At 53.6% G+C, this 22,173-nt stretch carries 21 protein-coding genes, 1 tRNA gene and 3 rRNA genes; 15 read left to right on the top strand and 10 right to left on the bottom strand.

Annotated elements, in window-relative coordinates; genetic code table 11:
• Positions 1-10: 10 nt before the first annotated feature.
• The 6 genes from rng to csrD form a co-directional block, all read right to left on the bottom strand.
• Entirely contained in the window at positions 11-1,480 is a 1,470-nt protein-coding gene (gene rng / locus PanJK_RS07580) for a ribonuclease G (protein ID WP_061720203.1), read from the bottom strand.
• The gene (locus PanJK_RS07575) at positions 1,470-2,063 is read right to left on the bottom strand and encodes a Maf family protein (protein ID WP_265298621.1); all 594 of its coding nucleotides are present in this window, start codon (positions 2,061-2,063) and stop codon (positions 1,470-1,472) included. The genes rng and PanJK_RS07575 overlap by 11 nt, the downstream gene beginning before the upstream one ends.
• An 8-nt stretch (positions 2,064-2,071) precedes the next feature.
• Positions 2,072-2,560: a rod shape-determining protein MreD gene (mreD, locus tag PanJK_RS07570; RefSeq protein ID WP_008101987.1), complete on the bottom strand. Its 489-nt coding sequence runs from the start codon at positions 2,558-2,560 to the stop codon at positions 2,072-2,074.
• Positions 2,557-3,591 carry a rod shape-determining protein MreC gene (gene mreC / locus PanJK_RS07565; RefSeq protein WP_008101989.1) on the bottom strand — a complete coding sequence of 345 codons (1,035 nt, stop codon included), beginning with the start codon at positions 3,589-3,591 and terminating at the stop codon, positions 2,557-2,559. The genes mreD and mreC overlap by 4 nt, the downstream gene beginning before the upstream one ends.
• 156 nt (positions 3,592-3,747) lie before the next feature.
• Complete coding sequence (gene mreB, locus PanJK_RS07560) at positions 3,748-4,791, bottom strand: rod shape-determining protein MreB (RefSeq protein ID WP_007891976.1); 1,044 nt, start codon at positions 4,789-4,791, stop codon at positions 3,748-3,750.
• Positions 4,792-5,101: 310 nt separating this feature from the next.
• Positions 5,102-7,048, bottom strand: coding sequence for an RNase E specificity factor CsrD (gene csrD / locus PanJK_RS07555; RefSeq protein WP_265298608.1), 1,947 nt, complete (start codon positions 7,046-7,048; stop codon positions 5,102-5,104).
• A 324-nt stretch (positions 7,049-7,372) separates the two neighbouring features.
• Between csrD and msrP the strand changes: the two genes are divergently transcribed.
• The 15 genes from msrP to PanJK_RS07480 all read left to right on the top strand — a co-directional run bounded on the left by msrP (position 7,373) and on the right by PanJK_RS07480 (position 21,469).
• Positions 7,373-8,377: a protein-methionine-sulfoxide reductase catalytic subunit MsrP gene (gene msrP / locus PanJK_RS07550; protein ID WP_256697607.1), complete on the top strand. Its 1,005-nt coding sequence runs from the start codon at positions 7,373-7,375 to the stop codon at positions 8,375-8,377.
• Positions 8,378-8,980 (top strand): protein-methionine-sulfoxide reductase heme-binding subunit MsrQ, encoded by a 603-nt coding sequence (gene msrQ / locus PanJK_RS07545; protein ID WP_265298605.1) that lies wholly within the window; start codon positions 8,378-8,380, stop codon positions 8,978-8,980. It begins immediately after the preceding gene.
• 232 nt (positions 8,981-9,212) lie between these two features.
• Positions 9,213-9,665 carry a type II 3-dehydroquinate dehydratase gene (aroQ, locus tag PanJK_RS07540; protein ID WP_007891972.1) on the top strand — a complete coding sequence of 151 codons (453 nt, stop codon included), beginning with the start codon at positions 9,213-9,215 and terminating at the stop codon, positions 9,663-9,665.
• A 21-nt stretch (positions 9,666-9,686) separates the two neighbouring features.
• Entirely contained in the window at positions 9,687-10,157 is a 471-nt protein-coding gene (gene accB, locus PanJK_RS07535) for an acetyl-CoA carboxylase biotin carboxyl carrier protein (RefSeq protein WP_265298602.1), read from the top strand.
• Between the two features lie 11 nt (positions 10,158-10,168).
• Entirely contained in the window at positions 10,169-11,518 is a 1,350-nt protein-coding gene (gene accC, locus PanJK_RS07530; protein WP_008101999.1) for an acetyl-CoA carboxylase biotin carboxylase subunit, read from the top strand.
• A gap of 72 nt (positions 11,519-11,590) precedes the next feature.
• Positions 11,591-11,833 carry a YhdT family protein gene (locus PanJK_RS07525; protein WP_008102001.1) on the top strand — a complete coding sequence of 81 codons (243 nt, stop codon included), beginning with the start codon at positions 11,591-11,593 and terminating at the stop codon, positions 11,831-11,833.
• Complete coding sequence (gene panF, locus PanJK_RS07520) at positions 11,823-13,268, top strand: sodium/pantothenate symporter (RefSeq protein ID WP_061720208.1); 1,446 nt, start codon at positions 11,823-11,825, stop codon at positions 13,266-13,268. Before PanJK_RS07525 ends, panF begins: the two co-directional genes overlap by 11 nt.
• 11 nt (positions 13,269-13,279) lie before the next feature.
• Complete coding sequence (gene prmA, locus PanJK_RS07515) at positions 13,280-14,161, top strand: 50S ribosomal protein L11 methyltransferase (protein WP_256697611.1); 882 nt, start codon at positions 13,280-13,282, stop codon at positions 14,159-14,161.
• Positions 14,162-14,363: 202 nt separating this feature from the next.
• Complete coding sequence (locus PanJK_RS07510; protein ID WP_265298597.1) at positions 14,364-15,092, top strand: carbonic anhydrase; 729 nt, start codon at positions 14,364-14,366, stop codon at positions 15,090-15,092.
• Positions 15,093-15,482: 390 nt separating this feature from the next.
• The gene (gene dusB / locus PanJK_RS07505; protein ID WP_036648759.1) at positions 15,483-16,448 is read left to right on the top strand and encodes a tRNA dihydrouridine synthase DusB; all 966 of its coding nucleotides are present in this window, start codon (positions 15,483-15,485) and stop codon (positions 16,446-16,448) included.
• A 24-nt stretch (positions 16,449-16,472) separates the two neighbouring features.
• Positions 16,473-16,769: a DNA-binding transcriptional regulator Fis gene (fis, locus tag PanJK_RS07500; RefSeq protein ID WP_007891954.1), complete on the top strand. Its 297-nt coding sequence runs from the start codon at positions 16,473-16,475 to the stop codon at positions 16,767-16,769.
• Positions 16,770-17,312: 543 nt separating this feature from the next.
• On the top strand, positions 17,313-18,338 hold the full coding sequence (locus PanJK_RS07495; RefSeq protein WP_265298590.1) for an amino acid ABC transporter substrate-binding protein: 1,026 nt from the start codon (positions 17,313-17,315) through the stop codon (positions 18,336-18,338).
• 66 nt (positions 18,339-18,404) lie between these two features.
• Positions 18,405-19,583: an amino acid ABC transporter permease gene (locus PanJK_RS07490; RefSeq protein ID WP_265298588.1), complete on the top strand. Its 1,179-nt coding sequence runs from the start codon at positions 18,405-18,407 to the stop codon at positions 19,581-19,583.
• Between the two features lie 15 nt (positions 19,584-19,598).
• On the top strand, positions 19,599-20,699 hold the full coding sequence (locus tag PanJK_RS07485; protein WP_061720212.1) for an amino acid ABC transporter permease: 1,101 nt from the start codon (positions 19,599-19,601) through the stop codon (positions 20,697-20,699).
• An 8-nt stretch (positions 20,700-20,707) separates the two neighbouring features.
• Positions 20,708-21,469, top strand: coding sequence for an amino acid ABC transporter ATP-binding protein (locus PanJK_RS07480; RefSeq protein ID WP_061720213.1), 762 nt, complete (start codon positions 20,708-20,710; stop codon positions 21,467-21,469).
• 150 nt (positions 21,470-21,619) lie between these two features.
• On the opposite strand, the gene rrf (PanJK_RS07475) is transcribed toward PanJK_RS07480, so the two are convergent.
• The 4 genes from rrf (PanJK_RS07475) to PanJK_RS07460 form a co-directional block, all read right to left on the bottom strand.
• Positions 21,620-21,735: ribosomal RNA gene (rrf, locus tag PanJK_RS07475) — 5S ribosomal RNA — on the bottom strand.
• Between the two features lie 36 nt (positions 21,736-21,771).
• A tRNA-Thr gene (locus PanJK_RS07470) sits at positions 21,772-21,847 on the bottom strand.
• A gap of 15 nt (positions 21,848-21,862) precedes the next feature.
• Positions 21,863-21,978 (bottom strand): 5S ribosomal RNA (gene rrf / locus PanJK_RS07465).
• 105 nt (positions 21,979-22,083) lie between these two features.
• Positions 22,084-22,173: ribosomal RNA gene (locus PanJK_RS07460) — 23S ribosomal RNA — on the bottom strand; the annotation flags it as partial.

Here is a 22,173-nt window from a genome sequence, read left to right as displayed (position 1 = left end):
AACCTCACGATCACATCATGACGACATCAAACTGCTCTTGGGTATAGAGCGGTTCAACATGAACTTTCACCTGCTTACCGACGAAGATTTCCACTTCCGCCAGCGCGTGTGACTCCTCGCCCTTCAGCGCGTCACCCACCGCCGGGGAAACGTACACCAGGAAACGGTCAGAATCGTAGGCGTGATGCACGCGCACAATTTCACGCATAATTTCATAGCAGACGGTTTCCACCGTTTTCAAGGTGCCGCGCCCTTTGCACACCGGGCAATCGGCGCACAGCACATGTTCAATACTTTCTCGCGTACGCTTGCGCGTCATCTCCACCAAACCCAGCGCAGAGAAACCGTTGATGCCGGTTTTCACCCGATCTTTGCTCAGCGCACTCTCCAGCGAATGCAGCACGCGACGGCGATGTTCGTCGTTACTCATGTCGATGAAATCGATAATGATGATGCCGCCGAGATTACGCAGTCGCAGCTGACGCGCGATAGCTTGCGTCGCTTCAATGTTGGTATTGAAAATGGTTTCGTCAAGATTGCGGTGCCCGACAAACGCGCCGGTATTGATATCCACCGTGGTCATGGCTTCAGTTTGATCGATGATCAGATAGCCGCCGGACTTCAGCTCGACCTTGCGCTCCAGCGAACGCTGGATTTCGTTCTCAACATCGAACAGATCAAAAATCGGCTGCTTACCGCTGTAGAGCTCCAGCTTGCTGGCCATTTCCGGAATGTATTCGCTGGTGAATTCCACCAGCAAATCGCAGGTCAAACGTGAATCCACGCGGATGCGATCCAGCGCAGCACCGGCGAAATCACGCAGTACGCGCTGTGCTAACGCCAGCTCACCGTACAGCAGGCAACGCGTCTGATTACGCTTTTTACGCTCGCTGACTTTGGTCCACAAACGTTTCAGGAAAGCGGCATCCTGCGACAACTCTTCCGAACCAATGCCTTCGGCGGCGGTACGAATAATAAAGCCGCCGAGATCGTCACAGTGCGCCGCAACCACCGTTTTCAGTCGTTCGCGCTCGGCTTCGGTCTCAATACGCTGTGAGACGCCAACGTGTGATGCGCCAGGCATGAACACCAGATAGCGCGAAGGCAAGGTAATGTCGGTGGTAAGGCGCGCGCCTTTGGTGCCAAGCGGATCTTTCACCACCTGCACCATCAAATCCTGGCCGGGACGCACCAGTTCGCCGATGTCGCGCACCACAAAATTTTTCTTCTCATCACCCGCCACGCATTCGGTGTGCGGCATGATGTCGGACGCGTGCAGAAAGGCGGCTTTTTCCATGCCGATATCGACAAAGGCCGCCTGCATACCCGGCAAGACGCGACTGACGCGTCCTTTATAGATGTTGCCCACGATGCCGCGTCGTGCTTCGCGCTCAATGTGGATTTCCTGCAGAATGCCGCCATCAATGTAGGCAACACGGGTTTCCGAAGGTGTCACATTTACCAGCAGTTCAGCCGTCATCTTGTCCCCTTAACGCTCGCAGTGACTGAAAATGACTCAGCAGCTCACCGGTCTCAACCAGCGGCAATCCCACCACGGCGTGATAGCTTCCATTAATCTTGCGGACAAAATTGCCGCCAAGGCCCTGAATTCCGTACGCGCCGGCTTTATCCATCGGCTCGCCACTGGCGATATAGTGCGAAATTTCCTCCGCCGTCATCTTGCGGAAGGTCACGTCCGTGGTCACCAGGCAATCCAGTTCACGCTGTTTATCAGCCAGCGCTACGGCGGTCATCACCTGATGAGTTTGTCCCGACAGCTTACTCAGCATCGCGGCGGCGTGCGCGGCATCCTGCGGCTTTTCCAGTACTTCACCGTTCAGTACCACAATGGTATCGGCACCCAACACCGGCAGATCCTGCGGTGCGACCGCGACGCCCGCGTGCGCCTTATCTGACGCCAGACGACGCACGTAAACTTCAGCCGCTTCTTCTGGCTGACGCTGCTCTTCTACGTGGGTAATCAGGCGTTCAAATTGCAGACCAAGCTGCGTTAACAGCTCACGTCGACGCGGTGAACCGGATGCGAGGTACAGGCTAATCATAGTATTCCTTACTGAACAGCGAATTGACGGCGAATCTTTCTCATCAATAAGAATAGCCAGGGCCACAGGACGCCGTCGACCACACTACTCCAGAAGATTTCCGGGCGGAATGAGACGTTGATCACCAGGAATTCTGCCCAGAAAACAATCACATCCACCGCAAGGGACAGCACCATAACCATTAATGCCTGCTGCCACAACGCTAAGTTTCGGAATAACTGAAATTTAAAGGCCACCAGATACGCGATGATGCTGAATGCCAGCGCACGCACGCCCAGCGTTGAGCCTGCCACCAGATCCATGATGCCACCGAGGAAAAAACCGGTACCAACATTCACCCGATGCGGCAGCGCCAGCACCCAGTAAATCAGGATCAGCAACAGCCATGAAGGCCGGAACATGAAGATCTGTTCCGGCCACGGCATGATTTGCAGGATAAGGGCAATCAGAAAGGACAGCCAGATAACCCATCGGCCCTGGCTGCGATATCGACTCAAGGCTGGCCTCCGCGTGTGTTCGCAGAATTCCCTTGCGAACGACTGCTATTAGCGGGTTGCGGTGGCCCCATTTGCTGCGATGACTGCAAAGTATCCGGTGCCGGTGGGCCCATTTCGCCTGCTGGCGGCAGAACCTGCGGCATCATCTGCATCAAACGTTCGTTGGCAACGCGATGCACTTCGTCCGGCGCCATCGGTGCTACGCCGTTACGATCCGCGCCCCACAGCAGCAGCAGATAGCGCAAACGCTGCAAGCCAGCCGCTGGACGCGCCTGAATCACCGTGTAAGCACGCTGTGTATCGACTTTCACCGAGGAGACCACGCCAACCGGATAACCTTCCGGGAAGCGACCGCCCAGGCCAGACGTGACCAGCACATCGCCGACGCGAATGTCAGTGTTGCCCGGCAGATGTTCCAGCTGCAAATCTTCGCTGCAGCCATTACCGGCGGCTATCACGCGAATATCGTTACGCAACACCTGAATCGGCAATGCATGCGAGGCATCGCAAATCAGCAATACGCGGCTGGTAACCTGACCGACTGCAACCACCTGACCGACAACCCCTTTATCACTGATCACCGGCTGACCTTCGTAAACACCGTTTACGCTGCCCTTGTCGATAACTACCTGATCGGTGTAAGGATCGGTGCCGGTGGAGATCACCTGCGTCACCATCTTGTGCTCATCCTGGCGCAGCGGCGAGCCAAGCAGTTCACGCAGACGCGCGTTTTCCTGCTTATATTGCCCCAGCATCAGCAAGTCACTGTTTTTCAGGAAGAGCTCACGGCGCAGTGCTTTATTTTCCAGCTCCAATTGCTGACGTGACGCCAGCGTTTCGGAAACGCCATCAAGAAGTTGTCTTGGCCCGTTGGCCAAAAAATAAAATGGACTGACCGACGTGTCCAGGTAGTTACGAATCTGGGAAAAGGAGCTCACGCGGCTATCAGCGATAATAATCGCGATAGCCACAATGACTGCCAGAAAGAGGCGCAACTGCAGGGAAGGTCCCCTGCTAAAAATCGGCTTCATAAATTCTGCGTGTTCCTCGACATCAGGGAAGAAGCGTTAGCCTTATAGCCAACGCCTCCAGGGCTGGACGCATCTCGCCGTCGTGCGTTGCAGCAGCAGCGTCAGCATAGGCGCTATTCCCTGCGCAATTTGACCAGGGCCTTAGCCGTTGAGGAATTACTCCTCGCTGAACAAATCGCCGCCATGCATGTCGATCATTTCCAATGCTTTACCACCGCCGCGTGCTACGCAGGTCAGCGGATCTTCTGCCACGACCACCGGAATACCGGTCTCTTCCATCAGCAGGCGATCGAGGTTACGCAGCAATGCGCCACCACCGGTCAGCACCATACCGCGCTCGGAGATGTCAGAAGCCAGTTCTGGCGGGCACTGTTCCAGTGCGACCATCACCGCGCTCACGATACCGGTCAGCGGTTCCTGCAGCGCCTCAAGAATCTCGTTCGAATTCAGGGTAAAGCCACGTGGCACACCTTCTGCCAGGTTACGGCCGCGCACTTCAATCTCGTGCACTTCATCGCCCGGATAAGCAGAACCGATACCGTGCTTGATGCGCTCCGCAGTCGCTTCACCGATCAGGGAACCGTAATTGCGACGGACATAATTAATAATAGCTTCATCGAAGCGGTCACCACCAATACGCACAGAAGAGGAGTAAACCACGCCGTTCAGCGAGATCACTGCCACTTCAGTGGTACCACCACCGATATCCACTACCATCGAACCGGTCGCTTCAGAAACCGGCAGACCTGCACCAATCGCCGCAGCCATTGGCTCTTCAATCAGGAAGACTTCACGCGCGCCTGCACCTTGTGCAGATTCACGGATGGCACGACGCTCAACCTGGGTCGCACCCACCGGTACGCAGACCAGCACACGTGGGCTTGGACGCATAAAGCTGTTGCTATGCACTTGCTTGATGAAGTGCTGCAGCATTTTTTCGGTGACGAAGAAGTCGGCGATAACGCCATCTTTCATAGGACGGATAGCAGCGATATTGCCCGGCGTACGGCCAAGCATCTGCTTAGCGTCATGACCGACAGCCGCTACGCTCTTTGGGGAGCCGGCACGATCCTGACGAATAGCAACCACAGAAGGCTCGTTCAACACGATGCCTTGTCCTTTCACGTAAATCAGGGTATTCGCGGTACCCAGGTCAATGGACAAGTCATTGGAAAACATGCCACGAAATTTTTTAAACATACTAAGGGATAATCCTGCAAGCTGGGGGCGGAAAATAAAATCCGCCTACTTTACCAACCACGCGAAGCCGCTACAAGGCGCAAAAACGTTCTGCTTCGGTGAAAAAATACGCTGAATACTTTTTTGGCCTGATGGTAGGGTCTTTTGCCGCAGTTAAATGGCGTTAACACGCCGTTTTAACCTAAATTGCCCCGGCGCTAGCCGGCAAATTTCGACATAAAATCTAACATTTCCAGCCTCCAGCATCGCGCGCTCCGGCACAAATAAGCGAGAAAAACAGCCATCAGCCTGCATTTCGCGCGCTGAAGGTTTAAATTCGATAACGTTGTGAGTGTTTCTTTACGTTACTGTTGACCGGCAACGAGGGCGCAAAGAAATCGCCCTGCCCGCCAGAGACACCCAATCCCGACAGCGTTTGCCACTCCGCGCGCGTACGCACGCCGGCGGCGAAAACCTGTGTCGGTGATGACTTACACACTTCCAGCAAACTCTGCACAAACAGCTGGTTTTCAGTACGCCGTTCAATATTGCGTACCAAACCCGGCGCAAGTTTAATCACTTCTATCGGGAATTGCTTAATATAGGCGCTGCTCACCACCGTCAATCCGGCCTGAACCACCGCAATGCGACAACCAAATGCGGTTAACATGTGAAAAACCGGCACTAAACGGCTGATGTGTTGACAAACGTCGGCCTCAGCAAGTTCAAATAAAAAACGTTTTCTTTGCGATTTGCTGCACTGCAGCAGCAGTTTTTGCAGCCAGCGCTGAAAAGGCCGCTGCAACAACGAGTCAATATTGACGGGTAGTGCCAGAGTTTCATCCGGCCACATTTCAGAGAGCGCCGCAATGCGCGCCACCAGTTGGCGATCCCAGCTGTCGGTCATACCCAGCTGCAGCACCAGCGGCATAAACTCCGCCGATACCACTTCTTTGTCGCCATCGAACACGCGCGTCAGCAATTCGCGATGATGGACTTTTCCATCCAGCAGTACCGCCGGTTTCTGGTACAGACGCGGGCCACCACGATTGAGTGTATTCTCCAGCAAGGTCCGCCAGCGCACGCTGCCGCGCCCCATGTCCAGCGTATTGCCTTCGCCAACCGACCAACTATTACCGCCCTGCAATGTCGCACGCCGCGTGGCCATCTCCACATTTTCCATCACCTGCGAGACACTTTGTCCGCTGCGCCACGCGCTGATGCCAATGTGGATCAAATCATCGCGATCGACCATGCGCATCGGCGGCAGTGAATCGACGGCATTAATCAGTTGATCGGCAATGCTATTGGCTTCTTTTAAAGTGCGATGCGGCAGCAAGACGGCGAAGTCACTGCGGAAATATCGCGCCAGCAGCGCGCCCGGATAGCGCAGCACAAAGGTCGACAGCATATTAATCAGGTCAAAAAGATACTCTTCCACCAGCGTTGGGCCGAGGGTTTCGTGCAGGGTATCGAGATCCGGCAGGCGCACCATCATCACCACGCCGTGCGTGCCAACATCTTCCTGATCTTCCAACAACGTCGCCAACTGGTTATCGAAGAACAAGCGATTGTTGAGACCGGTACGCGGATCCTGCGCCGCAAAGGTGCGAATTAAGGTATCGATGCGTAAACGCTGCTCGCCCGCTTCCTGCAAATCGCCCAGAAGCGTATCGATGGCGCGACTGGCTTTCGGCGGCCATTCCGCCGCATGGTCACCCTGCGAATGACGTTCACCGGTCAGAATGCGATCGGCGCGCGCTTCTAACTGTTCCATATCCTGCCAGCGCCGCTTGAGCCAACGGTTGGTCATGACCAGCAGCACGCACATGATCGCGACGACCGTAAACAGGACCACCAGCGTATAAGTGCCGGTAAAGGAGCGAATCAGCGTTTTGGCCGGATCCAGCACCACCACGCGCAGTTCGAGGCCCGGCGAATGCGTCAGGGGCAAATCGAACTGCACAAAGCGATTAGGCTCATCTTCTAACATCGGATTTTCATGGCGGGCTAAACTGAACACTAACGTATCGCCGTTCAGCAGTTGCACCTGTTCGGCATTGACCACCGGCATCATGCGCGTCAGCCACTGCGTGATTTCCTGCGGCGATTGTGAAGCCAGTGCTTTATCCACTTCAGTCGCCAGCGTTTGCATCCGCGTTTCCACGCGCTGCTGCGATAGCCAGATAAAACTAAAAGCGCAGCCCACCAGCATCAATATCATCGCCAGTAAGCTTAATAAGGTAATAAACGCAGAAAATTTAGTTGTTAATCGCATCCCTGTGCCTGCATTACTGCGGTTATGAACGGTGTTAATCCGTTGGCGCCACTCCGACCACTGGCGCAAACCTGAGCAAAATAGCACAAATCAAGGTGTGATTCAGCGCCAGACTGGCATCAAAATCGCACATAACACAGCTTGATAAGCGCTACGGCGCGAGTATAGCGTTAAACCGTGATGGCCTGACTTTGCTACGGGCTTTTTCGTCCTATTCTCAAAGAGTGCGTTTTGCCAGGAAATTTCACATTTTTCCCCGCAAGTTCGCGCCTGACGCTGAAGTTGAGCATGCTGGTAATAACTTACTATTCACAGGAGAACGTCATGAAGCTGAAGCACTTGCTCACAGAAGCCGACGTCACGCCAGAAAGCGTCTTTAATATGCGCCGCCGTCAGGTGTTAAAAGCGTTGGGATTAGGCGCAGCAGCAGCGAGTTTACCAGGCACGGCGCAAGCCGATGTGTTGAGCTGGTTTAAAGGTAATAACCGCCCGCCCGCGCCCGCTGGCAGAGATTTAGATTTCACTAAACCGGCCGAATGGCAGGCCGATTTGCCGCTCACGCCGTTTGATAAGGTGTCGGGTTACAACAACTTCTACGAATTTGGTCTGGATAAAGCCGATCCTGCCGCCAATGCCGGCACGCTGAAAACCGATCCGTGGAAACTGCGCATTGAAGGTGAAGTGGCCAAACCGATCACGCTGGATATGGATGACATCTTCAAGCGTTTCGCCATGGAACAGCGCATCTATCGCATGCGCTGCGTCGAAGCCTGGTCGATGGTGATTCCGTGGGTCGGCTTCGAGCTCAACAAGCTGCTGAAACTGGCTGAACCCACCAGCAATGCACGCTATGTGGCGTTTGAAACGCTTTACGCACCTGACCAAATGCCCGGTCAGAAAGATCGCTTTATCGGCGGCGGGCTGGATTATCCCTATGTAGAAGGCTTGCGTCTTGATGAAGCGATGCATCCACTGACGCTGCTGAGTACCGGCGTATACGGCAAAGCGCTGCCACCGCAAAATGGCGCGCCGATTCGCCTGACGGTGCCGTGGAAATATGGCTTCAAAGGGATTAAATCGATCGTGAAGATCACGCTGACGCACGATCGTCCACCAACCACCTGGAGCCAGATCGCTGCCAATGAGTACGGTTTCTATGCCAATGTGAACCCGCATGTGAATCATCCGCGCTGGTCGCAGGCTACCGAACGCTTTATTGGCGCGGGCGGCATTCTAAAGGTTGATCGCCAACCTACGCTGCTGTTCAACGGCTACGCGAAAGAAGTGGCTTCACTGTATCGCGGGCTGGATTTACGGGAGAACTATTAAGTGCGCCTCACTTTACGCCACATCACCGCGTTAAAAGTCGTGCTGCATCTGGCGGCTTTTCTGCCGTTTGTTTATCTGTTTATGGCGGCGAGTCAGGGCTGGCTGAGCGCCGATCCGGCGAAAGATATCCAGCATTTTACCGGCAGAATGGCGCTAAAGTTGCTGCTTGCCACGCTGCTGGTCAGCCCATTAACGCGCTACCTGAAACAGCCGCTGCTGATTCGGACCCGCCGCCTGCTCGGCGTGTGGTGTTTTGCCTGGGCCACTTTACATCTCACCAGCTACTACTTGCTGGAACTTGGCTACGATCATCTGCGTTTACTCGGCAGTGAGTTGGTTTCTCGTCCTTATTTGTTACTGGGGATGATCAGCTGGACGATTCTCTTCGCCCTCGCCATCACTTCATTTCAACGCATGCAGCGCAAACTGGGTCGTCGCTGGCAAACGCTGCATAACGGCATCTATCTGGTCGCGATCCTCGCTCCTATCCACTATCTTTGGTCTGTGAAAGTCGTGTCCCCGCAGCCGGTAATCTACGCCGCGCTGGCCATCGCGCTGTTAGCGTGGCGTTACAATAAGTTGCGTAAACTTCTCTCCAGATAATCCCCGCACGGTTGTGTTCCTCCCGCGAGATCTGTTAAAAAGTGTGGCCTTCGGGCCGCATTCGATCAACTTCGCAGATAAGACCAGTATTTTGCTGCGAATGTCGACGAAACGGATATAATGCCCGGCTTTATTGCAAACGAAGTCTTCTTTTTCATCCTCAAGGGTGACAAACGCAAGATGGCGCGGTATTTTACGCGATGCCTTACTGATTGCAGGAGATAGCAGCAAGATGGCGCACAAATTTCACATACTGCTTTTGAACGGTCCCAATCTGAATTTACTGGGAACGCGCGAGCCTGATAAGTATGGTCACACCACGCTGGCGCAAATCGTCGGCGATCTGACGCAACAGGCCGATCAGCACCATGTGAAATTGAGTCATTTGCAATCTAACGCAGAGTTTCAGCTGATTGACCGTATTCACGAAGCCCGCGGCAACGTGGATTACATCATCATCAATCCTGCTGCGTTTACGCATACCAGCGTTGCACTGCGTGATGCCCTGTTGGCGGTTAGCATTCCTTTTATTGAGGTGCATCTCTCGAACGTGCATGCACGCGAACCGTTCAGACATCACTCCTATCTTTCCGATGTATCTGCTGGCGTCATCTGTGGACTTGGCGCTGATGGATACTCGTGGGCTTTACAAACGGCAGTAAAACGCCTGTCACATTCCAATTAAACAGAGTACGGAACCACACTCATGGATATTCGTAAAATTAAGAAACTGATCGAACTGGTTGAAGAGTCTGGCATCTCCGAGCTGGAAATCTCCGAGGGCGAAGAGTCCGTTCGTATCAGCCGTTCACCTGCAAATGCCGGCTACCCAATGATGCAGCAGGCTTATGCTGCGCCAATGATGCAGCAGCAGCAGCCTGCGCTGGCGACCGCTGTGGCACCTGCCGCACCGGCTGCAGCAGAAGCTAAACCAGAAATCAGTGGCCATATCGTGCGTTCTCCGATGGTGGGCACCTTCTATCGCACCCCAAGCCCAGACGCGAAAGCCTTCGTTGAAGTTGGCCAGAAAGTGAATGCCGGCGACACCCTGTGCATCGTTGAAGCGATGAAAATGATGAACCAGATCGAAGCCGACAAATCCGGCGTTGTGAAGGCGATTCTGGTCGAAAGCGGCCAACCGGTTGAATTTGACGAGCCGCTGGTCATCATCGAATAACGAGGCGAAGCATGCTGGATAAAATTGTCATTGCTAACCGTGGTGAGATCGCGCTGCGCATTCTGCGTGCCTGCAAAGAGCTGGGCATTAAGACTGTTGCCGTGCACTCCACCGCGGACCGTGACCTGAAGCACGTGCTGCTGGCAGACGAAACCGTCTGCATCGGCCCACCACCTTCGGTCAAAAGCTACCTGAACATCCCGGCACTGATCTCCGCCGCTGAAATTACCGGCGCGGTCGCTATTCACCCGGGTTACGGCTTCCTCTCTGAGAACGCCGATTTCGCCGAGCAGGTTGAGCGCTCAGGCTTTATCTTCATTGGCCCGAAAGCCGATACCATTCGCCTGATGGGCGACAAAGTGTCTGCGATCACCGCAATGAAGAAAGCCGGCGTACCCACCGTACCAGGTTCTGATGGCTCGCTGACCGACGACATGGAAAAAAACCGTGCCTTCGCTAAGCGCATCGGTTATCCGGTGATCATCAAAGCCTCTGGCGGCGGCGGCGGTCGCGGTATGCGCGTTGTGCGTAGCGACAAGGATCTTGAGCAATCCATCAACATGACGAAAGCGGAAGCCAAAGCGGCTTTCAACAACGACATGGTGTACATGGAGAAGTACCTCGAGAATCCACGCCACATCGAGATTCAGGTGCTGGCCGACGGCCAGGGTAACGCGATCTATCTGGCCGAACGTGACTGCTCAATGCAGCGTCGTCACCAGAAAGTCGTTGAAGAAGCACCAGCGCCAGGCATTACGCCGGAACTGCGTCGCTATATCGGCGAACGCTGCTCTAAAGCCTGTATCGACATCGGCTATCGCGGTGCAGGTACGTTCGAGTTCCTGTACGAAAACGGTGAGTTCTACTTCATTGAGATGAACACCCGTATTCAGGTTGAGCATCCGGTGACAGAAATGATCACCGGTGTCGACCTGATCAAAGAGCAGCTGCGTATTGCTGCTGGTCAGCCGCTGTCGATCAAACAGGAAGACGTGGTGATTCGCGGTCATGCGGTGGAATGCCGTATTAACGCCGAAGATCCGAATACCTTCCTGCCAAGCCCAGGCAAGATCACCCGCTTCCACGCGCCGGGCGGCTTCGGTGTTCGTTGGGAATCGCATATCTATGCCGGTTACAGCGTGCCACCGTACTACGATTCCATGATTGGTAAGCTGATTACCTACGGTGAAAACCGTGACGTGGCAATCTCGCGCATGAAGAATGCGCTGGCGGAACTGATCATCGACGGCATCAAGACCAACATTGAGCTGCAGATGAAAATCATGTCCGACGAAAACTTCCAGCAGGGTGGGACTAACATCCACTATCTGGAGAAAAAACTCGGCCTGCAAGAGAAGTAATCGCAGCGCAGAGCAAGACAGAGGCCGGCTAACTCCGGCCTTTTTCATTTTTGTCGCCTTTGAGGTTACATAATGGATTGGCGTTTTTTACAAGCGAACAAAGAGGCGCGCTGGTCGTTTTATTTGACGCTGGCCTACCTTGCCGTTTGGGGACTTTCTGCCTGGCTGGGCGGCAATGAGATCGGCTTCTTTGGCTTACCAAGATGGTTTGAGCTTTCGTGCCTGTTCGCCCCGCTGCTGTTTATTGTGTTGTGCTGGCTAATGGTGCGCGTGCTGTTCCGCGACATGTCGCTGGAGGATAACGATGGACTCTGAAATCATTCTTCCGCTGTTGGCCTATCTGGTGCTGATCGCTGCGCTGTCGGTGTTTGCGATGCGCAAGCAGCGTCAGGGCAACTTCCTGAGTGAATACTTCCTCGGTAGCCGTTCGATGGGCGGCTTTGTGCTGGCCATGACCATCACCACCACTTACATCAGCGCCAGCTCATTCATTGGCGGTCCCGGCGCAGCCTATAAATATGGTCTTGGTTGGGTGCTGCTGGCAATGATTCAGGTGCCCGCCGTCTGGCTTTCTCTTGGCGTATTAGGCAAGAAATTCGCCATTCTGGCGCGTCGTTACAATGCTGTGACGCTTAACGACATGCTTTATGGCCGCTACGGCAGCACGTTACTGATTTGGCTCTCCAGTATCAGTTTATTGGTGGCGTTTATTGGCGCGATGACCGTGCAGTTCATCGGTGGCGCGCGTCTGCTGGAAACCGCTGCGGGTATTCCTTACGACACCGGCCTGCTCATCTTCGGTGGCACCATCGCGCTCTACACTGCTTTCGGTGGCTTCCGCGCTAGCGTGCTGAACGATGCGATGCAAGGCATGGTGATGCTGATCGGCACCTTCCTGCTCCTCTTCGCGGTAATTCACCAGGCGGGCGGGCTGGAAAGCGCAGTAACCAAACTGCACAACATCGATCCACAACTGACGTCGCCGGAAGGCGTTGGCAATGTCATCAATCCAACCTTCCTCAGCTCGTTTGCGGTACTGGTGTGTTTCGGTGTGATTGGTTTGCCCCACACTGCGGTGCGCTGTATTTCGTATAAAGACAGCAAAGCGATGCATCGTGGCATTGTGCTCGGCACCATTGTGGTAGTGATCCTGATGCTTGGCATGCATCTGGCCGGTGCGCTGGGCCGCGTGATTTTGCCCGATCTCACCATCCCCGATCGCGTGATCCCCACGCTGATGATTACCGTGTTACCGCCGATGGCGGCGGGCGTATTTCTTGCGGCGCCAATGGCGGCCATTATGTCGACCATTAACGCGCAGCTGCTGCAATCCTCCGCTACGCTGATCAAAGATCTCTACCTGCGTATTGCACCGCAGCACAGTGAAAATGAGGCGCGCCTGCGCATGCTGTCAGGCACTATCACTTTCGTGCTTGGCGTGCTGCTGCTACTGGCGGCGTGGAATCCACCCGATATGATTATCTGGCTGAATCTGCTGGCATTTGGTGGTCTTGAAGCCGTGTTCCTGTGGCCGCTGGTACTGGGCTTGTATTGGGAGCGCGCCAACTCTACCGGTGCGATCAGCGGCATGCTGGTCGGCGCGGGATGCTATACGCTGCTTGCCAGCCTGAACATTGAATGGTGGGGTTTCCACCCAATCGTTCCGTCATTGACCTTAAGCCTGCTGGCCTTCCTGGTGGGTAATCTGTTTGGCCGCACGCCTGCAACGCATGCAGCGGCACTGGAATAAAGAGAAACGCTATGCCTTGGATTCAAATCAAAATTAACAGCACCGGTGAAAACGCCGAAACCCTGAGCGATGCGCTGATGGATGTTGGCGCGGTGTCGGTCACTTTCCAGGATACGCACGACAATCCGGTTTACGAGCCGCTGCCGGGCGAAACGCTGCTGTGGGGCGATACCGATGTCATCGGCCTGTTCGACGCCGAAACCGAAATGAGCGATGTGGTGGCCGAGTTAAGCCAGCATCCGCTGCTGGGATCCGCGTTTCGCCATAAGATCGAGCAGATCGAAGATAAAGACTGGGAACGTGAATGGATGGATAACTTCCACCCAATGCGTTTCGGTGAGCGTCTGTGGATCTGCCCGAGCTGGCGCGATGTGCCGGATCCAGATGCCGTCAACGTGATGCTGGATCCGGGCCTTGCATTTGGCACCGGCACGCATCCCACCACGTCGATGTGTTTGACCTGGCTTGATGGGCTGGATCTGCAAGGCAAAACGGTGATCGACTTTGGCTGCGGCTCCGGCATCCTCGCTATTGCCGCACTAAAATTAGGCGCAGCGCAGGCGATCGGTATTGATATCGATCCGCAGGCGATCCAGGCCAGCCGCGATAATGCCGAACGTAATGGCGTCTCTGAGCGTCTGGCGCTCTATCTGCCCCACCAGCAGCCGGAAAACCTGCAGGCTGATGTGGTGGTCGCCAACATCCTCGCTGGTCCGCTGCGCGAGCTGGCGCCGCTGATTAGCGTGCTGCCGAAAGCCGGTGGGCATCTTGGATTGTCCGGCGTGCTGGCGAGCCAGGCCGAAAGCGTGTGTGAAGCTTACGCCGATCGTTTTGCACTCGACGCGGTTGCCGAGAAAGAAGAGTGGTGCCGCATCACCGGCGTACGCCGCTAATCTGCCCGCTTGCCAGTCGGGCTAACTGACTGGCAAGCCGTTCTATTTTTCTGAGACCCGTCTCAAAGCGCCAGCCCTTCTCATCTACTGCCGTTTCTTTACATTTCAATCATTACAATCCTGCTTCAGGCGATAGCGCTATCCCTTTTGGCAATGTCTTTTAGGGCATTTCACTTCGATAAATCGCTGAAAGTAATTGATTATGATAAAGAAACTTTGTTTGCTCGCTTTTCTGACAAGCATGGCGTCGTTCACGCACGCCCATAGCTCCAACTGGTCTTATGAAGCACCAGATGAGTGGGGCAACTTGCACGCCGATTATCACACCTGTAAAAGCGGTGTGAACCAGTCGCCTGTCGATATCCGCAAGGTGGTGAATGGACAACTGCCGCCGCTGACGTTGAGCTATCAAGCCAAACAAAAATCCATCATCAATAACGGTCACACCATCCAGATCAACGTCAAGGATGGCGATGCGCTGACGCTGGATGGCGAAGCTTATACGCTGCGTCAGTTCCACTTCCATACGCCGAGCGAAAATCTGATTGATGGCAAACGCTTTCCGCTGGCTGCGCATTTCGTCCATGCTAGCGAAGAGGGCCATCTGGCGGTGGTTGGCGTGATGTTTGAAGCCGGGTCGGAAAACCCTGCGCTGGCAGAGGTACTGCGTGAGTTACCCGCTGAAGTTAACAAAGAGGTGGCCCTGCAACAGCCACTCAATCTCAGCGCTCTGATTCCGGGTCAAAAGAACTACTTTCGCTTTAGTGGTTCGCTTACGACGCCACCTTGCACCGAAGGTGTGCGCTGGTTAGTGATGAAGCAAACTGTTTCGGCATCTGCTGAACAGCTCAAAACGTTCACCACATTGTTGGGTGAACATGGCAACAGTCGTCCTGTGCAGCCGCTGAATGGTCGCGTGATTATTGAATAGTGACTTGATAACTGAGGTTACATCCGTCACTCCCTCTGCATGCGCGCTCCAGGGGAGTGACATTCAATCCACTATTGGCGGAAAAGACGTTAAGCTAACGTAACTAAGTAGCTCAATTAATAATCATTGTGGCGTCATTTCTTTCGCTAATTACCTGAAGTGGCGGTTTTTATGTTGTGATTTTGGTCATGTTTTGAGAAAAATTTTTGTACACAATTCCATCATATTTTTTTAATCATATGAAATATAATGATTAATACCTTTCCTTGTGGCTGATAAGTTGATTTCCCCTCTCTCTAACGGCGAATTGTTCAAAGTTTGGCCTTTCATCTTCTTTAAAAAATGCGTAATATACGCCGCCTTGCGAACAGTTAGGGTCACTTCTTTTTCATGCGCATTGGACAACATCAGCTACGTAATCGACTCATTGCTGCGCCTATGGCCGGAGTATCCGATAAGCCATTTCGCACCCTGTGTTATGAGAACGGCGCCGGTATGACTGTCTCCGAGATGCTGTCGTCGAACCCGGAAGTTTGGGCCAGTGACAAATCCCGTTTGCGTATGGTGCATAGTGACGAGCCTGGTATTCGCGCCGTGCAAATTGCCGGTTGCGATCCTGATGAGATGGCTGCTGCCGCGCGCATTAATGTGGCGTCTGGCGCGCAGGTTATCGATATCAACATGGGCTGCCCAGCCAAAAAAGTGAATCGTAAGATGGCAGGTTCAGCGCTGCTGCAACATCCGCAACTGGTGGAGTCGATTCTCACCGCGGTCGTCAATGCAGTGGATGTACCGGTTACGCTGAAGATTCGCACCGGCTGGGACAAAGAAAATCGTAATTGTGTAGAGATTGCCCAATTGGCTGAACGCTGTGGCATTCAGGCTCTCACCATTCATGGCCGCACGCGCGCCTGTTTGTTTGAGGGATTTGCTGAATACGACAGCATTCGGACAGTTAAGCAGAGCGTTTCCATTCCGATCATCGCGAATGGCGACATTACTGACCCGCATAAAGCCAGAGCGGTGCTCGACTATACCGGAGCCGATGCTCTTATGGTTGGCCGTGCCGCTCAGGGAAGACCGTGGATCTTCCGGGAAATCCAGCATTATCTGGACACAGGGGAGCTGCTGGCACCGAAGCCGCTGGCTGAAGTGAAGCAAATGCTGATTGGACACATACGGGAGCTGCACGACTTTTACGGTCAGCGCAAAGGATACCGTATTGCCCGAAAACACGTTTCCTGGTATTTGCAGGAAAGTGCTCCTGATGACCAGTTTCGGCGCACATTCAACGCCATAGAGGATGCCAGCGAACAGCTGGAGGCGTTGGAGGCATACTTCGAAAATCTTGCGTAAACGAAATAAAGAGCTGAAAGAACTATGTTCGAACAACGCGTAAATTCTGACGTACTCACCGTTTCTACCGTTAACTCTCAGGATCAGGTGACCCAAAAGCCACTGCGTGATTCGGTTAAACAGTCACTGAAGAACTATTTTGCTCAACTGAACGGTCAGGATGTGAGTGACCTGTATGAGCTGGTATTGGCAGAAGTCGAGCAGCCTCTGTTGGACATGGTGATGCAGTACACCCGTGGCAACCAGACCCGTGCAGCTCTGATGATGGGTATCAACCGCGGTACCCTGCGTAAGAAGCTGAAAAAATACGGCATGAACTAATCTGTTCGTTGCTGCGATAACGCCAGCCTTGCGGCTGGCGTTTTTGTTTCTGCAGCACGGATAATTTCCTGACGTTAGCAACGCATGAAACAATTGGCGCGATAATGGTAACGATAGTTGCAATTTCCGTAGTGATATCCCCTCCCCCTTAGCAACACCTTTTTCTCCATTTTACTTCGCGCCTATTTATCCTTCATCACGCTTCAGCCCGCTCTCTCTGTGATCATTAACCGCTTCGGCCGTAAGCGTGCAAACTCATACACCCACTCCTGAGCGTTAGCTCACACTGCTTCCATATAGTGAAACTTTTTGCACTATTTGTGATCGTGTCGTCTCGTCATGCTGCCTTTTGGTGCGCCATATTAGTCAGAATCTTCTGAGTGCTTCAGTTTATTAAAAGATCTTTCCAGAGAATTCAGGATTCTGCAAACCTGGCATCAGGTTTGCAGAGTTATGAATGGCTAACCACCACAGACAGAAAACAGCGCACATTAAAGTGCGCGCAAACATAACAACACACGATATCGCCACACAGGATGCTTTATGAAAAAGATGATGCTTTCCACTTTGGTTGCTGCAGCCTCGCTGTTCGCCGTTGCTCAACAAGCGCACGCTGGCACCACGCTGGATGCCATTAAAAAGAAAGGTTTTGTACAGTGCGGCATCAGTGACGGCCTGCCAGGCTTCTCTTATGCTGACTCTAACGGCAAATTCACCGGTATTGACGTGGATGTATGCCGCGCAGCGGCTGCCGCAGTATTTGGCGACGCAACCAAAGTGAAATACACCCCGTTGACCGCAAAAGAGCGCTTCACCGCGCTGCAGTCCGGTGAAGTGGACATCTTGTCTCGTAACACCACATGGACCTCATCGCGCGATGGCGGCATGGGCTTCCTGTTTGCAGGCGTGAACTATTACGACGGTATCGGCTTCCTGACTCACCAGAAAGCCGGTCTGAAAAGTGCTAAAGAGCTGGATGGTGCCACCGTGTGTATTCAGGCCGGTACTGATACCGAGCTGAACGTGGCTGACTACTTCAAAACCCACAAAATGCAGTACACGCCAGTGACCTTTGACCGCTCTGACGAATCCGCCAAAGCGCTCGACAGCGGCCGTTGCGACACCCTCGCATCCGACCAATCTCAGCTGTATGCGCTGCGTATTAAACTTGGCAAGCCAGACGAGTTCATCGTACTGCCAGAAGTGATCTCCAAAGAGCCGCTGGGTCCCGTTGTGCGTCGCGGTGATGACGATTGGTTCACCATCGTTAAATGGTCGCTGTATGCCATGCTGAACGCGGAAGAGATGGGTATCAGCTCTAAAAATGTCGATGACATGGTAGTCAAGCCAACTACACCGGATATGGCACATCTGCTGGGCGCGGAAGGTGACTTCGGTAAAGACCTGAAGCTCGATAACAAGTGGGCTTACAACATCATCAAACAAGTAGGTAACTATCAGGAAGTGTTCGACCGTAACGTCGGTAAAGACAGCGCACTGAAAATTAAACGCGGCCAGAATGCGCTGTGGAATGCGGGCGGCATCCAGTACGCTCCGCCAGTTCGTTAATTCCGTCCTGCCAGTCGGGCACCGCATCCTGCGGTGCCCACGCGTAATCTTCACTGAGGTTTTAACATGTCGCAACGCCCAACCGTAAAAAGGGATTTTTCGTTCGGTAATCCTACGGTTCGCGCCTGGCTTTACCAGATCGTCGCGATTGTTGCCGTGCTTGCTGTGGTGGGATATCTAATCCACAACACCGTAATCAACCTGGCCAATCGTGGCATCACTTCCGGATTCGGGTTTCTGGATCGCAGTGCCGGCTTCGGCATTGTCCAGCACCTGATCGAATACACCGAAGGCGACACCTACACGCGCGTGTTTATGGTGGGGTTGACCAATACCCTGCTGGTTTCCGCGCTCTGTATTGTTTTCGCTTCGATCCTTGGCTTTGCCGTTGGCCTGGCTCGCTTATCTGAGAACTGGCTGCTGCGCAAGCTTTCAACCATTTACATCGAGACCTTCCGTAATATCCCGCCGCTGCTGCAGATCTTTTTCTGGTACTTTGCGGTACTGCGTAACCTGCCCGGCCCGCGTCAGGCACTCAACGCGTTTGATTTAGCATTCGTCAGCAATCGCGGTTTGTATATCCCGTGGCCCGAGTACGCGCCTGGCACCTGGCCATTTCTGATCGCGCTGGCGTTAGCGGTGCTGGGTTGCGTGGCGCTGTTCCGCTACAACCGTAAGCATCAGCTTAAAACCGGTCAACTGCGTCGCACTTGGCCGGCTGCGGTTGGGCTGCTGGTTTTGCTGCCGCTGATTGCTCATACCCTGTTTGGCGCTGCCATGCATTGGGATGTGCCAGAACTGCGTGGATTTAACTTCCGCGGCGGTTTCGTAATGATCCCTGAGCTCGCTGCGTTGACTCTCGCGCTGTCGGTTTATACCTCGTCGTTTATAGCCGAAGTAATTCGCTCTGGTATTCAGTCGGTACCGCATGGTCAAAATGAAGCCGCACGTTCGCTCGGTTTACCTAATCCAGTAACCATGCGTCAGGTGATTATCCCGCAGGCCATGCGTGTGATTATCCCGCCACTGACCAGCCAGTATCTCAATATCGTGAAAAACTCATCGCTGGCGGCCGCTATCGGCTATCCAGACATGGTTTCGCTGTTTGCCGGCACCGTGCTGAACCAAACCGGTCAGGCGATTGAAACTATTGCGATTACCATGGCGGTCTACCTGATTATCAGCCTGATCATTTCACTGCTGATGAACTTCTACAATCGCAAAATTGCGCTGGTTGAGCGTTAAGAGAACGGGATCATTATGTCTGTTACTACACATGAAACACCGCCGATTCCGACCAACCCACTGAGTAAGGCTTGGCTCTGGGCACGCAAAAATCTGTTCTCCAGTTGGCTGAATACGCTGCTGACGCTATTCAGTATCTGGCTTATCTGGAACGTGATTCCTCCGGCCTTGAACTGGCTGGTATTTCAGGCTAACTGGATTGGTGAGACGCGCGCAGATTGCACCAAAGAAGGCGCATGTTGGGTGTTTATCCATGCACGCTTTGGCCAGTTTATGTATGGACTCTATCCGCATGAGCTGCGCTGGCGCATCAATCTGTCGCTGGTCATCGGCTTGCTCTCGATCATTCCGATGTTCATCAAATCAATGCCGCGTCGCGGTCGCTATATCGCCTGCTGGGCGGTGGTCTATCCGATTGTGGTTTGGTTCCTGATGTATGGCGGCTATTTCGGTTTAGAGCGCGTAGAGACTCGCCAGTGGGGCGGCCTGACATTGACGCTGATTATCGCGTCAGTGGGGATTGCCGGCGCACTGCCGTTGGGGATTTTACTGGCGCTGGGACGCCGCTCAGAAATGCCGGTGGTGCGTACACTTTCGATCATCTTCATTGAGTTCTGGCGTGGCGTACCGCTGATAACCGTACTGTTTATGTCATCGGTGATGCTGCCGCTGTTTATGGCGGAAGGCACCACCATCGACAAACTGGTGCGTGCACTGGTTGGCGTGATCTTGTTCCAGTCCGCTTATGTCGCAGAAGTGGTACGCGGCGGTTTGCAGGCGCTACCGAAAGGCCAATATGAAGCTGCGGAATCACTGTCGCTGGGTTACTGGAAAACCCAGATGCTGGTGATTTTACCGCAGGCACTCAAGATGACCATTCCCGGCCTGGTGAATACCATCATTGCCCTGTTTAAAGATACCAGCCTGGTGATCATCATCGGCCTATTCGATCTCTTCAGTAGCGTGCAGCAAGCCACCGTCGACCCAACCTGGTTGGGGATGTCGACAGAAGGCTATGTGTTTGCTGCCATGGTTTACTGGATTTTCTGTTTTAGCATGTCGCGCTATAGCCAGTATCTGGAGAAGCGTTTTCACACCGGGCGTGCATCGCACTGAGGTTTAACATGACACAAACTATGACTAATGCGGCTGATGCCATGATGATTACACTCGAAAACGTTAACAAATGGTACGGCCAGTTCCATGTACTGAAAGACATCAACCTAAAAGTAAAACCACGTGAACGTATCGTACTGTGCGGACCTTCTGGTTCGGGTAAATCGACGACAATTCGTTGCATCAACCACCTCGAAGAACATCAGCAAGGACGTATCGTGGTGGATGGTATCCATCTCAATCACGATGTGCGCAATATCGAACGCGTTCGTACCGAAGTAGGTATGGTTTTCCAGCATTTCAATCTTTTCCCGCATCTCACGGTTCTGCAAAACTGTACGCTGGCGCCGATTTGGGTACGCAAAATGCCGAAGAAAGAAGCGGAAGAGTTGGCCATGCATTACCTCCAGCGTGTGCGCATTGCCGAGCATGCGCATAAGTTTCCCGGCCAGCTTTCGGGTGGTCAGCAGCAGCGCGTGGCTATCGCTCGTTCACTCTGTATGAAGCCGAAAATTATGCTGTTTGATGAGCCAACTTCAGCGCTCGATCCTGAGATGGTCAAAGAGGTGCTCGATACGATGATTGGCCTGGCAGAAGATGGCATGACCATGCTGTGTGTTACCCATGAGATGGGATTTGCGCGTACCGTGGCGGATCGCGTGATCTTTATGGATCGCGGTGAAATCGTGGAAGAAGCTCCACCTCAGGAGTTCTTCGCTAACCCGAAATCAGAACGTACGCGTGCGTTTCTGTCGCAGGTTATTCATTAATATCCAGATAGTGAGATTGAAAAGCGCCTCTGCTGCAAAGCAGGGGCTTTTTTATAACTGCAATTTTAATGGGGTGCTTTTGGCGGGCATAGACGGTTTTGATGCATACAAAAAAGCCCTGAACTTTCGTTCAGGGCTTTTGTGTTTGATGCCTGGCAGTTCCCTACTCTCGCATGGGGAGACCCCACACTACCATTGGCGCTACGGCGTTTCACTTCTGAGTTCGGCATGGGGTCAGGTGGGACCACCGCGCTAAAGCCGCCAGGCAAATTCTGTAATTTACCGAACTCACGCTTTAAAACTGGTGCTGATACCCAGAGTCGAACTGGGGACCTCACCCTTACCAAGGGTGCGCTCTACCAACTGAGCCATATCAGCACACTTTAATTTGATGCCTGGCAGTTCCCTACTCTCGCATGGGGAGACCCCACACTACCATCGGCGCTACGGCGTTTCACTTCTGAGTTCGGCATGGGGTCAGGTGGGACCACCGCGCTAAAGCCGCCAGGCAAATTCTTTGCGCAAAAACGAATAACATCCGCTTCCGCTAAATCTTTAATCCGTAAAACAAGCTGAAAATCCGGTCTCTCAGACCAAAACGCCTCTGGCGTTGTAAGGTTAAGCCTCACGGGTCATTAGTACCGGTTAGCTCAACGCATCGCTGCGCTTACACATCCGGCCTATCAACGTCGTAGTCTTCAACG

The organism is Pantoea sp. JK, from assembly GCF_026130245.1.
Taxonomy (GTDB): domain Bacteria; phylum Pseudomonadota; class Gammaproteobacteria; order Enterobacterales; family Enterobacteriaceae; genus Pantoea; species Pantoea trifolii.
The sequence above is the reverse complement of the archived record's forward strand: the minus strand, read 5'-3'. Positions and strand labels throughout refer to the sequence as shown.

Excerpts from the sequence above, each read along its gene's own strand:
- rng (WP_061720203.1), bottom strand. The coding sequence starts at position 1,480 with ATGACGGCTGAACTGCTGGTAAATGTGACACCTTCGGAAACCCGTGTT.
- PanJK_RS07575 (WP_265298621.1), bottom strand. The coding sequence starts at position 2,063 with ATGATTAGCCTGTACCTCGCATCCGGTTCACCGCGTCGACGTGAGCTG.
- mreC (WP_008101989.1), bottom strand. The coding sequence starts at position 3,591 with ATGAAGCCGATTTTTAGCAGGGGACCTTCCCTGCAGTTGCGCCTCTTT.
- mreB (WP_007891976.1), bottom strand. The coding sequence starts at position 4,791 with ATGTTTAAAAAATTTCGTGGCATGTTTTCCAATGACTTGTCCATTGAC.
- csrD (WP_265298608.1), bottom strand. The coding sequence starts at position 7,048 with ATGCGATTAACAACTAAATTTTCTGCGTTTATTACCTTATTAAGCTTA.
- msrP (WP_256697607.1), top strand. The coding sequence starts at position 7,373 with ATGAAGCTGAAGCACTTGCTCACAGAAGCCGACGTCACGCCAGAAAGC.
- aroQ (WP_007891972.1), top strand. The coding sequence starts at position 9,213 with ATGGCGCACAAATTTCACATACTGCTTTTGAACGGTCCCAATCTGAAT.
- accB (WP_265298602.1), top strand. The coding sequence starts at position 9,687 with ATGGATATTCGTAAAATTAAGAAACTGATCGAACTGGTTGAAGAGTCT.
- accC (WP_008101999.1), top strand. The coding sequence starts at position 10,169 with ATGCTGGATAAAATTGTCATTGCTAACCGTGGTGAGATCGCGCTGCGC.
- PanJK_RS07525 (WP_008102001.1), top strand. The coding sequence starts at position 11,591 with ATGGATTGGCGTTTTTTACAAGCGAACAAAGAGGCGCGCTGGTCGTTT.
- panF (WP_061720208.1), top strand. The coding sequence starts at position 11,823 with ATGGACTCTGAAATCATTCTTCCGCTGTTGGCCTATCTGGTGCTGATC.
- prmA (WP_256697611.1), top strand. The coding sequence starts at position 13,280 with ATGCCTTGGATTCAAATCAAAATTAACAGCACCGGTGAAAACGCCGAA.
- PanJK_RS07510 (WP_265298597.1), top strand. The coding sequence starts at position 14,364 with ATGATAAAGAAACTTTGTTTGCTCGCTTTTCTGACAAGCATGGCGTCG.
- dusB (WP_036648759.1), top strand. The coding sequence starts at position 15,483 with ATGCGCATTGGACAACATCAGCTACGTAATCGACTCATTGCTGCGCCT.
- fis (WP_007891954.1), top strand. The coding sequence starts at position 16,473 with ATGTTCGAACAACGCGTAAATTCTGACGTACTCACCGTTTCTACCGTT.
- PanJK_RS07495 (WP_265298590.1), top strand. The coding sequence starts at position 17,313 with ATGAAAAAGATGATGCTTTCCACTTTGGTTGCTGCAGCCTCGCTGTTC.
- PanJK_RS07490 (WP_265298588.1), top strand. The coding sequence starts at position 18,405 with ATGTCGCAACGCCCAACCGTAAAAAGGGATTTTTCGTTCGGTAATCCT.
- PanJK_RS07485 (WP_061720212.1), top strand. The coding sequence starts at position 19,599 with ATGTCTGTTACTACACATGAAACACCGCCGATTCCGACCAACCCACTG.
- PanJK_RS07480 (WP_061720213.1), top strand. The coding sequence starts at position 20,708 with ATGACACAAACTATGACTAATGCGGCTGATGCCATGATGATTACACTC.